Annotated in this window: 12 protein-coding genes; 8 read left to right on the forward strand and 4 right to left on the reverse strand. The window is 46.2% G+C overall.

From position 1 onward, the window contains the following. The first annotated feature begins 14 nt into the window (after positions 1-14). The 6 genes from QZ311_RS00915 (at position 15) to QZ311_RS00940 (ending at position 7098) form a co-directional block, all read left to right on the forward strand. On the forward strand, positions 15-1295 hold the full coding sequence (locus QZ311_RS00915) for a pitrilysin family protein (RefSeq protein WP_297062899.1): 1281 nt from the start codon (positions 15-17) through the stop codon (positions 1293-1295). Positions 1296-1425: 130 nt separating this feature from the next. Further along, a complete protein-coding gene (locus QZ311_RS00920) occupies positions 1426-2079 on the forward strand; it encodes a DKNYY domain-containing protein (RefSeq protein ID WP_297062901.1) in 654 nt (217 codons plus the stop codon). 155 nt (positions 2080-2234) lie between these two features. Continuing rightward, positions 2235-3413 (forward strand): glycosyltransferase, encoded by a 1179-nt coding sequence (locus QZ311_RS00925; protein ID WP_297062904.1) that lies wholly within the window; start codon positions 2235-2237, stop codon positions 3411-3413. Positions 3414-3512: 99 nt separating this feature from the next. Continuing rightward, complete coding sequence (gene folB / locus QZ311_RS00930; protein WP_297062906.1) at positions 3513-3866, forward strand: dihydroneopterin aldolase; 354 nt, start codon at positions 3513-3515, stop codon at positions 3864-3866. Between the two features lie 87 nt (positions 3867-3953). Continuing rightward, positions 3954-5279: a GTP-binding protein gene (locus QZ311_RS00935; RefSeq protein ID WP_297062907.1), complete on the forward strand. Its 1326-nt coding sequence runs from the start codon at positions 3954-3956 to the stop codon at positions 5277-5279. A 25-nt stretch (positions 5280-5304) separates the two neighbouring features. Then, the gene (locus QZ311_RS00940) at positions 5305-7098 is read left to right on the forward strand and encodes an ABC-F family ATP-binding cassette domain-containing protein (RefSeq protein ID WP_297062908.1); all 1794 of its coding nucleotides are present in this window, start codon (positions 5305-5307) and stop codon (positions 7096-7098) included. A 137-nt stretch (positions 7099-7235) separates the two neighbouring features. On the opposite strand, the gene QZ311_RS00945 is transcribed toward QZ311_RS00940, so the two are convergent. Continuing rightward, positions 7236-7508 carry a hypothetical protein gene (locus tag QZ311_RS00945; RefSeq protein WP_297062910.1) on the reverse strand — a complete coding sequence of 91 codons (273 nt, stop codon included), beginning with the start codon at positions 7506-7508 and terminating at the stop codon, positions 7236-7238. Positions 7509-7576: 68 nt separating this feature from the next. On the opposite strand from QZ311_RS00945, the gene QZ311_RS00950 reads away from it, so the two are divergent. Together QZ311_RS00950 and QZ311_RS00955 are read left to right on the forward strand one after the other, a co-directional pair. Beyond that, positions 7577-8842 (forward strand): histidine-type phosphatase, encoded by a 1266-nt coding sequence (locus QZ311_RS00950; RefSeq protein WP_297062912.1) that lies wholly within the window; start codon positions 7577-7579, stop codon positions 8840-8842. 411 nt (positions 8843-9253) lie between these two features. Then, entirely contained in the window at positions 9254-10114 is an 861-nt protein-coding gene (locus QZ311_RS00955; RefSeq protein ID WP_297062914.1) for a galactofuranosyltransferase, read from the forward strand. A gap of 226 nt (positions 10115-10340) precedes the next feature. Here QZ311_RS00955 and QZ311_RS00960 read toward each other — a convergent pair whose 3' ends face one another. The 3 genes from QZ311_RS00960 to kduI all read right to left on the reverse strand — a co-directional run bounded on the left by QZ311_RS00960 (position 10341) and on the right by kduI (position 14116). Continuing rightward, positions 10341-11891, reverse strand: coding sequence for a hypothetical protein (locus QZ311_RS00960; protein WP_297062916.1), 1551 nt, complete (start codon positions 11889-11891; stop codon positions 10341-10343). 251 nt (positions 11892-12142) lie between these two features. Next, positions 12143-13168: a sugar kinase gene (locus QZ311_RS00965; protein WP_297063049.1), complete on the reverse strand. Its 1026-nt coding sequence runs from the start codon at positions 13166-13168 to the stop codon at positions 12143-12145. Between the two features lie 27 nt (positions 13169-13195). Further along, the gene (gene kduI, locus QZ311_RS00970; RefSeq protein ID WP_297062918.1) at positions 13196-14116 is read right to left on the reverse strand and encodes a 5-dehydro-4-deoxy-D-glucuronate isomerase; all 921 of its coding nucleotides are present in this window, start codon (positions 14114-14116) and stop codon (positions 13196-13198) included. Between the last annotated feature and the right edge of the window lie 4 nt (positions 14117-14120).

Here is a 14120-nt window from a genome sequence, read left to right on the forward strand (position 1 = left end):
AGATTCTTACCATCATGAACCGTAACGAAGCCCCTAAAGTATATAATTTCGGCCCATTGACCCTCTCTCCGGCATCCACCCACGTATTACCGAATGGCATCCACGTCCACATTGAAAGTGGCAGCGAAATCGAAGTCAGCCGTCTGACGGTAGCCCTTCCCGCCGGAGAGGCCGAATCTCCCAAACCGGGGCTTGCCGGCTGCGCGGCCATGATGCTGGTCGAGGGTACGGCGCGAATGAACGGCGAAGAGATTGCCAACACGTTTGAATACAACGGAGCTTGGGTCAACACCTCAGTCTCGACCCACTACACCTCTATTATATTGTCGACGCTCAACGACAAGTTTGCCGACGTCCTGCCGATAATAGCCGACATGATAATATGTCCTGCCTTTCCCGACGCAGCTACCTCACGCCTTCTCCAGCGACAAGCCGCCCGGTTGGAAATTGAGAACAAAAAAGTCACGTTCATTGCCGATGCCGCTATAAGGCCGCTCGCCTACGGAAAGGACAATCCCCTTGCCAGAAGCGAAAACCCGGATGAAATAAAATCCTTCACCCCGAAAGAACTCTCCGACTTCCATTTCTCACGTCTTGACCCGTCCAACATGCACATCTTCCTTGCCGGAAATATCACCGACGAGATGATTCGCACAGTCGACATGATTTTCACACGCATCCCACGCCATGCAGGCCCGCAGCTCAACCGCGTCTCATTTCCCGACATCAACGCCGTCGAATCGCAGAGGGTGGATATTCCTGTCGAGCATGCCCGCCAAAGCGCTGTCAAACTGATGATTCCGGCAATCGGCCGTACTGACATCGACTTCGTCCCGTTGCGTGCGGCTGTAATCGCATTAGGTGGCTTTTTCGGAAGCCGTCTGATGCTCAACATCCGTGAGGACAAAGGTCTGACCTATGGAATATCAGCATCGCTCTTCGGCTACACTGACCGCAGTTTCATCACTGTCAGCACCCAGACCGACGGCTCTACCAAAGACGAGGTCATACGTCTCATCTGCGACGAAATCGAGAACATGAAAAATACGGCCTCTTACACCGATGATGAAATCAAACGCCTGTCAAAGTTTATCCTTTCAAACCTCGCCACAACACTCGACACTCCGTTCAGCCGTATGGACTACACTCAGACCCACATCTACGCTGACACACCGGAGGACTATTTCGAACAACAGGAATCACTTGCCCGCAAGCTGACTCCCGAAATACTTGCCGGGATGGCACGCAGATATTTCGACCTGTCAAAAATGATAATTGCCACGGCTGGCAATTGAAAAATCCAACATTTATTTCCGCACCGTGCTAAACTTTTAAGAATCCATAGCGTCTATATAGGTATAACTCCATTGAAGTCGTTCAGCCGGCTTCATCATATTCACGCAACGAATTCTTAATTTCTCCATTATGCGCAAACTTCATCTCCTTCTTATTCTTTCCCTGACATTTATCGCCGGTGCGGATTTAAATGCGCGGACCCGTGGACAGAACCACAGCCGGATGGAATCCTGCCACAACGAACGGATGCACCATTCCGATAAGGCAAAGAATCATCGCAGGCATTGCCGCCCGACATATTTCGTCGACAGCAACGGTGCATATTTCAATGGCCATGCCATCAAGGACGCTTCGCCTTCAAGCTTCAAGATTCTGGAAGATTATTATGCAAAGGACTCTTGGAACGTATATTATCGAGGGAAAAAAGTACATGACGCGACAAGCGGCTCATTCCATGTCGTAGGCGACGGCTATGCTAAAGATTCGTGGAATGTATATTTCTGCGGACATAAGATTGCCGACGCATCATCCGGTAGTTTCAAAATACTTAAGGACGGCTATGCCAAAGACTCTTGGAACGTATATTTCGACGGGAAAGCTGTCAAAGACGCATCCCCCGGCAGTTTCCGCGTCCTTCCCGACGGATATGCCAAAGATACGTGGAACGTCTACTTCGACGGTATGAAAATTCCGGGAGCGACATCAGGAAATTTCAAAGTCATGAAAGACGGCTACGCCAAAGACTCTTGGAATACATATTACATGGGCCGGAAAGTCAACTGACTTCCGACAAAGATTACAAATCGGTTTCATTTGGCCATAAATTTACTGTCAGGCAACTCTTTTTTACAGGGATTTTGTAATTTTGCAGCGAAATTTAACATTGAAGGCCTCACAGTCTTTTTAATGTCCATACATTTACATTATATGCACTCACGATGTTTGAATTTGTAATAACGCCGACCATAATAACACTCTTCTCAATAATCATAATATCTACAATATATCTGCTGACCGGTTTCCGTCACTATGTCGCATCGGTGAGCAAACGTGTCGCTATCGATGATTCCACTCCGTTTCCGCCCGACGACTCAGCCTACCCTTCTGTATCGGTCATCATCTATTCCGAAGACGATGCTGAAAATCTGGAAACACTTATCCATCAAATTTTTGAGCAGGACTACCAGAGTCAGTTTGAAGTCATCGTCGTCAATGATGGCGCAGTCTCATCGACAAAGGATGTAATCGCGAGACTCGAACGGACCTATCCCAACCTCTACATGACGTTCACTCCGTTGCAGTCCCGCTCGCTTTCGCGCAAGAAACTTGCAATCACTCTCGGCATAAAGGCAGCCCGCTATGAAACAGTCTTCCTGACATCCGGCAATTGCTCCATAGAGTCAAAGACATGGCTCAAAAGCATGGCCCGGCATTTTGCACAAGGCAAAGAAATAGTCATCGGCTACGCTACACCCCTGATTCCCGAAGATGCTCCGAATCCATGGAAACGCCTCCATGCCTTCGACCAAGTAAGGACCGCGGTCGAATACCTTTCATGGGCCATCGCAGGTCATCCCTACAGGGGCAACTGTTATAATCTCGCCTACCGTCGGTCGGTTTTCTTCAAGAACAAGGGATTTTCACGTGCATTGCATCTAAAATATGGCGACGACGATGTGTTTGTCAATGAAGTGTCCAATTCCGACAATACGGCCATTGAACTCTCCACTGCTTCTATTGTCGAAGTCCACGATCCATACCCGCAAATCGCCCACAAAAACGCAAAGCTACGCTACAATTACACGGCAAAATCGCTTAAGACGTCAGCCCGGCGCTTCTTCGGGTCTTGTTCGCTCGCATGGTGGGCACTGCTTGGATCGACAGTCGCAATTTCAATCATCGGATTTCCGTCGCTGATCCCGCTCATTGCCTCATGCGTCATACTCCTCGCCACAGCCATAACCCTGATGTTCACATGGCGCAAGACCTCGCGTGCAATCGGCTCACGCTCGTTGCTCATAACCGTCCCGTGGTTCATGACCTATGAGCCGATCTACAATTTCTATTACCGCATCAAAGGCTTATTCAAGAAATCCGACAATCTTTCGTGGAACTAACTAAGAGGCTGTTTTAAGCCTCTTGGAGTTTTTGGGTTAAGATACTCCACTAAAAATTGACACTAAATTTTAAACAGCCTCTAAAACCCGGTCAAAATAATGAAAGGCATTATTGAAATCAACGGTCTTCGGCTATTCGCACGTCATGGCGTCTTTGAGGAAGAACGCATCAATGGCAATACATTCGAACTTACCGTCCACCTGTGTTATCCGATTGACCGCGCGGTCATGACAGACAATGTCGCCGACACGCTCAACTATGCGGAAGCCATCGAAATCATCCGCAAAGAGATGGAAATTCCATCAAGGCTTCTCGAACACGTGGTCGGCCGCATCCGTTCGGCTCTGCTTTCAGCCTATCCGGCCATCACTTCCGGCTCGATAAAGCTGACAAAGCTCAATCCGCCGATTCCTGTCGACATTGACGGAACAGCCGTGAAAATCGAATGGTAACCAGCACGGTATAGTCTGCCACGCAGAAATCTACAGCACACAATTCAACAATCAGTTTAATCATATCTAAGGTTTTTCTTTAAGCATATGTCAGCCTCAACCCCCATACTCCTGCTTACCGGCTATCTTGGAAGCGGAAAGACAACACTTGTCAATCACATTCTTACCAACGAACGTGGAATTAAATTTGCTGTAATCGTCAATGACATCGGCGAAGTCAACATCGATGCCGACCTTATACAGCGTGGCGGAATTGTCGGCTCGAAGGACGATTCACTTGTCGCCCTCCAGAACGGATGTATCTGTTGCACATTAAAGATGGATCTTGTAAAACAGATCGACGAGATACTCTCGATGGGCAAATTTGACTATATCGTCATTGAAGCGAGCGGAATCTGCGAACCGGCTCCAATCGCTCAGACCATCTGCTCGATTCCGCGCATGGGTGAGGAATTTCTTAAAAACGGAGTTCCACGTCTCGACTGCATCGTGACAGTGGTCGATGCTCTCCGCATGCAGGATGAATTCTCCTGCGGAGAAGCTCTCACCGCCGCTAAGCACGACGAGGAAGATATCGCAAACCTCGTAATCCAGCAGATTGAGTTCTGCAACATCGTCATACTCAACAAGATTTCGGAAGTCACAGCCGATGAGCGTGGCAGAATCCGTGCTATAATCAAGACCATCAATCCCGGGGCACGAATCATCGAGTGTGACTATGCCGATGTCGATATCGAAAGTATAATCAATACACACCTCTTCGATTTCACCAAAGTAGCCACTTCCGCCGCATGGGTCAAGGAAATCGAAAAACCGATTGAACAAATCGAGGAGGAAGAACGCCACCACCACGAGCATCATGAACATCATGAGCATCATCACCACGAACACGAAGATGAGCATGAACATGAACACGAGCACCATCACAACCATGATGACGAATGTGAATGCGGCCACCACCATGACGACCATCACGAGCATGGGCATGAATGCACTTGCGGATGCCATCATCACCACCACCATCATGGCGAAGGCGAAGCGGAGGAATATGGCATAAGCACCTTTGTCTATTTCCGCCGTCCCGGTTTCGACCTCAACAAATTCGACTATCTTGCAGCCAACAACTGGCCAAAAAGCATCATCCGTTCGAAAGGAATATGCTATTTCGGCAACAACCCCGACATGTCATATCTCTTCGAGAGCGCCGGCCGTCAGAAACAGCTGAAAGAAGCCGGAATGTGGTTTGCGACAGCGCCCGAGGACGAACTTCGCGAAATGGCCGAACAAGACCCCTCGATACTTCGCGACTGGGATCCGGACTATGGTGACCGTATGATTAAAATCGTATTCATCGGACAGAATCTTGACCGTAAAGCAATCACTGAATCACTTGATGCCTGTCTGGACGTATAAGTTCCCGATTTTACCGCCTTGACCAATGAAACCATATCTTCAAGTTGAAAATCTCACCAAGAGCTACGGCGACCGCATGCTCTTTGACTCGGTAACTTTCGGAGTGAACGAGGGTGACAAAATAGGGTTGATAGCCAAGAACGGCACAGGAAAATCAACACTTCTACGTATTCTTTCCGGCTCTGAAGCCCCCGACAGCGGTAACGTGATTTTCCGCAATGGCCTTCGCGTCGGATTCCTTGCACAGATGCCGGAGTTTGAAAAAGGGTTGTCGATAATGGACAATCTGGTTGCCACTGTAAAACCTGAGGAGCATGAGGAATGGGGTCATGAAGACCGCATACGCCAGATGCTCTCTCAGCTTGGCATCGAAAATCCGGACCAGACGGTCGACCACCTTTCCGGCGGACAGATAAAGCGCGTCGCGCTCGCGCAGGTTTTGCTCGGAAATCCCGACCTGCTGATTCTCGACGAACCTACCAACCATCTCGACCTCCAGTCGGTCGAATGGCTGGAGAACTACCTCACACGCATGCGTGTCACACTCCTGATGGTCACGCATGACCGTTATTTCCTTGACCGCGTCTGCAACAAGATTATTGAAATCGACATGAAGCAGATTTTCACCTACGAGGGCAACTTCGACCTCTATCTCCGTCGGCGTGCGGAGCGCATAGAGGCCCTTACAGGTGAGCTTGCCAAGGTCAAAAACACGCTCCGCAAGGAACAGGAATGGATGCGTCGGCAACCGCAGGCCCGTGCCGGAAAAGCGCGCTACCGAATAAACGCGTTCTATGATCTCAAGGAACGCTCCCGGGCAAATTATGACGAGAAACAAATCGACCCGACAGAAATAAAATCATCCTATATCGGATCTAAGATTTTCGAGGCTGAAAACATCTCGAAACGTTTCGGCGACAAAGTGATTCTCGATGACTTCACATACACCTTCGCCCGCTACGAGAAGCTTGGCATCATCGGAGGGAACGGTGTCGGGAAATCGACATTCGTCAAAATGCTTCAAGGCCTCATAGCCCCCGACAGCGGAGAGTGGAATGTGGGCGAGACAGTCCGTTTCGGATATTATTCGCAGGACGGACTTCAGCTTCCTCCCGGCAAAAAGGTAATCGATGCCATAACCGACATCACAGAGGACGTGGTCATAAACGGGACTACACACTATTCGCCGATGCAGTTCCTCACACGCTTCCTGTTTTCGCCTGCCGACCAGCAGAAGTATATCTCCACTCTAAGCGGAGGAGAGATGCGCAGGCTTCATCTTGCCGCCGTCCTCATAACACAGCCAAACTTCCTGATTCTCGACGAGCCGACAAACGACCTCGACATCATGACCCTCGGCATCCTTGAGGAATATCTCAGAGAGTTCAAAGGGTGTGTCATCGTCATTTCCCACGACCGTTTCTTCCTTGATTCGATAGTAGACCACCTCTTTGTCATGGAAGGAAACGGCGTAATCAAAGATTTCCCCGGAAACTATACTGACTACCGCAATTATCTCAAGGAATTGCAGAAGGCATCGCAGGAAACGGCCAAGGCATCACAGCCGGCATCGCAGCCATCCTCACAGCGTCGTGAAACATCGCGCCCGCAGAAACTCACATTCAAAGAACGCAAAGAGCTGGAGGCGCTGACAAAAGAAATCGAAGAACTGACAGAAGAAAAATCCACTCTCGAATCACTCTTTAATTCAGGAGCGGAAATAGCCGACATCGCCGATAAGGCGCGCCGATACAGCGAACTCAAGGATATTCTTGATGAAAAAGAGCTTCGCTGGCTTGAACTGTCGGAAAAAGAATAGCGAGACAAAACGACTTGCCATAAACGAAACCGTAAAGACAATCGTTATATCAGTGTGCATGCTTTTTATCAAGTGTGCGCACTGATATAGCAGATATAGCCGGATTCATTTTCACGAAACGGCTGTTATGCCCTACACTATGGATTGTACAGATCCGGATTAAAGAAATCAGCGATGTCACGTGCGTTTTCAAGCGCCTTTACCGCCGGACCATCCGGATTGATCAGCGAAGCTTTGGCATAGTCACCGGTAGCGCCGGCATGGTCACCGACACGCCATTTAGCTTTTCCACGGGCAAAGAGCAGCGCATCGTCATCAGGCGTCGCCTCTATGAGTCGGTCAAGCTCCTCGATAGCCTCACGCAATCGGTTTTCAGAAATCAATTGCTTATATGTTTCAACTACACCCATTTTTTCAGTGTTATTTTATTTACGGTGTTACGTTCCCGCAAAGCTACTAAAAAGAATTGTCATCCACAATGAAGAAACGACACTTTTTACTTGCCTTCGTCATCGGTGCTGCCCTATCGGCCAACGCACTCGACCCGACCGCAACCGACTATACGTTCATTGAATGTCAAGGCTCGGCCATTCCCTATCCCGACCGTACAGTCGATGGCCTCGCCTACCCCGACTCGCTTAAGCCTGTCTACCTGAACCACGTAGGCCGTCACGGTGCGCGCTTCCTCTCGTCGTCGAAATATACCACCTCGCTTCTCCGTTCACTCCACAAGGCCGATAGTCTTCGGACCATCACTCCGATGGGACGCGAACTTATCAATGTCTGCAACCTTGTGGTGGAGCGCACAGCCGGACGGTGGGGAGCACTCGACTCGCTCGGCATGGCCGAACAGCGCGCCATTGCCTCGCGCGCATTCATGGCATTCCGTCCACTGTTTGACAACACAAAAATCAATGCTATCTCGTCATACGTTCCACGCTGTGTGATGTCAATGGACGAGTTTACCCACCAGCTCACACGCCTCAACAACAAAGTTGAAATCTACATGTCGTCAGGGCGTCAGAACTCACCGCTCGTCCGTCCCTGGCAAAACGATGAAGCCTACAAGGAATATATGGCAGGCGAAGGATGGCACAAAGTCTATGACGATTACTTCAACAAGCAAGTCCCGACATCATTGGCCGAACGCGCGCTGGGGAAAAGCTATCCGTTTGACGGCGACGAAGCCAAGGACGTAAGCATGGCTATCTACAAGGTTCTTGCCGGATGCTCGGCAATGTCAATCGAACTTGACCTCCAGAAATATTTCACCAAAGCAGAAATCAATGCGCTTTGGAGTGTCGAGAATCTCCATCACTATCTCACACACTCTGCCTCTACCCTCTCAAACGCCGCCCCTGAACTTGCGAGCAGACTTCTTGCCGAACTGATATCAACTGTCGACGACTATATCGAAGGGAAGAACCAATACAGCGTAATGCTCCGTTTCGGACATGCCGAGACAATGATGCCGCTTCTGGCGCTCATGCACATTCCCGGCTGCTACTACATGACTAACTATTTCGACACAGTGGGCCTCCACTGGCGCGATTTCTATGTAGTGCCGATGGCATCAAATCTTCAGATGATTGTCTTCCGTGCCGAGAGCGGGAAATATTATGTAAGGGTCAACCTTAACGAAGTCCCTGTGCCCCTGATTCCCGGACGCAGCGACATCTACATTCCGTGGACGGCAGCGCGCGAATATCTCAACCGCTGCCTACCGCTAAGCATGCAGCTTTGAGTCTCTTATCGAACCTTATCAAACATAAAAGACGTCCTGTGATAGCCTAAGGCCTTCACGGGACTATTTTTATAAATATCTCACTCTGATAAAAAAACGGCCAAAATACAAACAAATCTAAAAAGATTTAAAGCCCCAACTTTTTCATCGTCAAAAAATGGGTTATTTTCTATTTTTTATCGTACTTTTGTCGAATATCATGTTTCTTCAATAAAACAGAGACTGTTTATGTTAAACCGGAAATTTATCTCACGGAACTACAAGCATCTCAACAATGGTGGTGGAATCGCCAAAAGTGATATAGACATCACATTAGAAAATTTAGGCTATCAGAACATAGGATTAAAAAGAACCTTCTATCACAATAACATCATTCATGGCATTCGCAATTTAATCGGACTACAAAAGGCTATGATGTCAATTCATCAAAATGACGTAATAGTCCTGCAATATCCAATGAAAATGTATTTCGACAAAATCTGCGAGAAGGCACACCGACACGGGGCAAAAATCATCTGTCTTATACACGACCTTTCATCTTTCAGAAACAAATCGCTCACACCCGACGAGGAAATAAAACGGTTAAATGCCACAGATGTACTTCTGACACACAACCACATGATGCGCCAATGGCTGTCGGAGCATGGATGCAAAGTCAAAATGATTGATTATGAAATCATGGACTATCTTCACGGCGAATCCGGCGAACCTCACGAACCTGTAGCCGGCAACTATTCACTGTTTTATGTAGGGAATGTCTCTTTCAAGACCCATCCTTATCTGAGAAAACTTGCGGAAATAATGCCCGACCGAGACATCTATATCTATGGGCATCATCCTGATACGGAAGAAATATCGAAATACAAAAATCTGCATTATATGGGCATAGTCTCTGACCGTCAGATAATAAAATCCCACATGGGAGATTTCGGACTCTCATGGTATGGAGAGTCGCTTGATGACGGAGTCGGGCGTATCGGCGAATACATGTCATATAACAATCCACACAAAGTATCACTCTACCTACGATGTAATGCACCGGTTATTGTATGGTCCAAAGCCGGACGTGCAGAGTTTATCGAAAAGGAACACATAGGCCTTACCGTCAACTCATTGGCCACGCTCGACGAAAAACTAAAAAAGATTGACGACAAAGAATACAGACATCTTACGGACAATGTCAGAAAAATAAACGCAAAGCTTAAGTCCGGCTTTTATCTTGACCAAGCCCTCCGCCAAGCGATTGACTATCTCAGCGTGAGTTCGACATAATCAATCAGAAAAACAGTTTATTATCAGTAAAAAATCCAAAGATATAAACTGTATCCTCGGATAGAAGCAGTTTAGATATGGCACTCAAGGTATTGGTTTATGAAATTTTCAAATGACCAATGTCTTGAGTGCCATATATAGTCTACTCATTAACTGATTCAACAAGTATTCTTATACCAAATAAATCTTGTCAGAAACCGACATAAACGAGTTTAATGTTAGTTTATTAATGAATAATTTTCTTAAAAACTTTATTTCCTTTCTTCACAATATAAAAACCCTTTCGTGGTGTTTCAACTTCATGTCCATTTATATCATAGTACTTTGGCTGTAAATTGTCAATAACATTATCGATATCTTCTAATTTAGAATTCTCAGGAAGTTGTAATTCGAAATAAAATTTAGCGCCATTTAATTGATATGCCGATTTATACTCATCTTTTGTTTTTATTACATTATCAACTAACTCCAGACAGCATGGGCTAATATTATACAGACTATAATAGATGGAAGTTGTAACATCTTCTAATACGCCACTATCATTCTGAATAAAATTAGCTCCTAATAAAGAATATTCACACCAAACATCGTTCGGCTCTTCTGCATGTATTATTATATAATACTGCTTTCCTGATGTTCGATCAAAAATAAATTCTCTTTTATGTAAATATGGACGTGTTTGGTAAAGATTATCTGGTATAATCATAGAGAAATCCTCAAATGGAGTATTTTCACCTAATGGATTTACAACCCTAAATAAACCAGTCTTATATCTGTGCATCTCTACATCCACCTCATATTCTTTTCCAAGCCATTTAAGAGTTTGAGCATCTAATATAGGTTCAAATCCATTTGTATATGGAGCATTTGCAATCTCAGGCTCTACCATTCTTCCCTTACCAAGTTTAACCCAATTCTCGCCATCTATTAATGTAGCAAAAGTACCTTTTAATGTTTGAGTAAGCCAATCACCATCATTGTCATATCCTACTACATACACGATATGATAACCTGTCTTTTCAAATGGAACGTATACCTCTGTATTAGCGTCCATTTCACCTACAGCAACTACCCATTCTGAATCAGGAATTTTCTCACTATATCCTTTAAGGTAATCAAGATAATTATTGATATCGGATGTATCCCTATTTGCATCACTCACTACAACATATTTAAAATGAGTTAAATAATTTTCGCTATTAGCCCGTATAATTCCATATTCCGAATTAGGATGTGATTCATGAAAATAGATACTATATGAGGGCGAAACCACAGTGGGTGAAATAAATTTATGAGATGTATTATATCCATAATACTGTCCTGTCTGGGTCTCCATACACATGAAAAATAAATTCATTTTCAATCCTCGTTTTGGATGAAATTCCCCCTGACCAGCATTTACAGTCACATACTCCAAAGGCTTGAAACTAGGAGATACAATATGAGAAGGCACAACGTATTTTGTTTCCGTTTTATTCCAATACACCTTATCTTTTTGAGAATCATATGACATTATAAAATCTTCAGTACCAAAAAGATTAACTAATTTAAATTCTATATTTCCATTTTCATCAGTTCGTTTCATCAGTTCCACTTCCGAAGGATACTGACACATAAATAAAGTTTCCCAGATATACGTATTACCGACAATATCACGACTTGAACATGTCTGATATACCTCCCAATCACCCCATACATTACCATCAGTCTCAGATTTTATCTGAGACCATGCATCCATAGTAAAAACTACGAATAATAAGAATAAAAAATTTTTCATATAGCACTAATATTTAAATCTGTATGTTATTCACAAAATTCGATGATAATAATGATGTAATTCCACTACTATCAATTAGCAATCATATACAAATATAAATCTTAAAATCAATATATCCAAATATATTACATTTCCTGTCAATGTTTGCCCATATGAATTCACTAAAAACAGCGCTAAAAATATACAGAAAACTCCCGCTATCACATGGTAGCGGGAGTTTTTTATTAGCGGGAGTTTTTATTTGTATATTTTTAGCGCTGTACGCGGCCGTTTGCGTTACCGCCGGCGAGAGCCTTGACTTCGTCAACAGTGACGAGGTTGAAGTCACCGGGGATAGTGTGCTTGAGAGCAGATGCGGCAACTGCAAATTCGAGAGCCTCACCCTGAGTAGGCATGGTGAGAAGGCCGTAGATGACACCACCTGAGAATGAGTCACCACCACCTACACGGTCGATGATGGGGTTGATGTCGTAGCGCTTTGACTCGTAGAATTCCTCTCCGTTGTAGATCATAGCCTTCCAGCCATTGTGGGTAGCAGAGAATGATTCACGGAGGGTAGAGATGACATACTTGAAGTCAAATTCCTTGGCCATAGCCTTGAAGATGCCCTTGTAGCCTTCAGCGTTGGTTTCGCCGCCTTCAACGTCAGCATCAGGCTTGAAGCCGAGACAGAGTTCAGCATCTTCCTCATTGCCGATGCAGACATCGACATACTGCATGAGAGGACGCATGATTGACTGAGCCTTTTCCTTTGACCAGAGTTTCTTACGGAAGTTAAGGTCGACAGAAACAGTCACGCCGTGACGCTTTGCAGCCTCGCAGGCAAGACGGGTAAGTTCGGCAGCCTTGTCGCTGATAGCGGGAGTGATGCCGCTCCAGTGGAACCAGTCGGCTCCTTCCATGATTGCATCGAAATCAAAATCTTCGGGATCGGCCTCAGCAATAGCTGAATTAGCACGGTCGTAGATCACCTTTGAAGGACGCATTGAAGCACCGGTCTCGCAATAGTAGATACCTACACGGTCACCGCCACGTGCGATGTGGTCAGTGTGTACGCCATAGCGACGGAGGGCATTGACAGCAGCCTGACCGATTTCGTGCTTGGGAAGTTTAGACACGAAGTAAGCGTCAAGGCCATAGTTTGCGCAGCTGACAGCCACATTGGCTTCGCCGCCACCCCAGATGACATCGAAATTATCTACTTGAACAAAACGATGGTTTCCTTCGGGAGAAAGGCGAAGCATGATTTCGCCTAAAGTTACGACTTTCATGATAATTTATGATTTATATTGGATAAAAAAACATTATTCCATTTCAAGATAGGTCACCTTGTCCATGTCGCCATAATCAAGGTTTTCACCACCCATGCCCCAGATGAACATGTAGTTTGAAGTTCCGGCGGCAGCGTGGATCGACCATTCGGGCGACATTACAGCCTGCTCGTTGTGAAGCCAGATGAGACGGTTTTCCTGAGGCTCACCCATGAGATGGCAGATTGCGTTGCCTTCGGGAACATTGAAATAATAGTAAGCCTCGACGCGACGGTCATGGGTATGAGCCGGCATTGTGTTCCAGACGCTACCGGGCTTAAGCTCGGTAAGACCCATCTGAAGCTGGCAAGGTCCTTCTTCAAGCACGTTTGAAACGATGAGCTGATTGATCACGCGGTCATTTGACTCTTCGAGCGAACCGGCCTTGATGCAGTTAGCCTTGATAGAACCCTTGCGCCCATCGATTGTGATGAGCTGGGTCTTGTATTCCTTGTGGGCAGGAGTTGAATTGATATAGAATTTTGCAGGGTTTGCCGCATCCTTGCTGCGGAAAGTCACATTCTTATTTCCACGGCCTACGTAGAGAGCATCCTTGAAGTGGAGCTCATATTCCTTGCCGTCGACAGTCACGATGCCGTCGCCACCTGTGTTGATGACGCCAAGCTCGCGACGCTCAAGGAAATATTTCGATTTGAGCGGATCGATGGTTTCAAGTACAATCTCCTTGCCTACGGGGCTGACACCACCGTAGATAAGACGGTCATACATTGAGTAGGTGAGATTTATTTTGTTCTGTTCCATGACTTTGGGCATCATGAAGTGTGAGCGGAGCTGCTTTGTGTCATAATGCTTTACGTCATCGGGATGACAGGCACGAAGAACCGAATATTCGGTCTGAGCCATACCTGAGAGTGAGATGCTCATAAGTGCGATAGCTGTTAATATTTTCTTCATAAGT

The sequence above is a fragment of the uncultured Duncaniella sp. genome (assembly GCF_910578445.1).
GTDB lineage: Bacteria > Bacteroidota > Bacteroidia > Bacteroidales > Muribaculaceae > Duncaniella.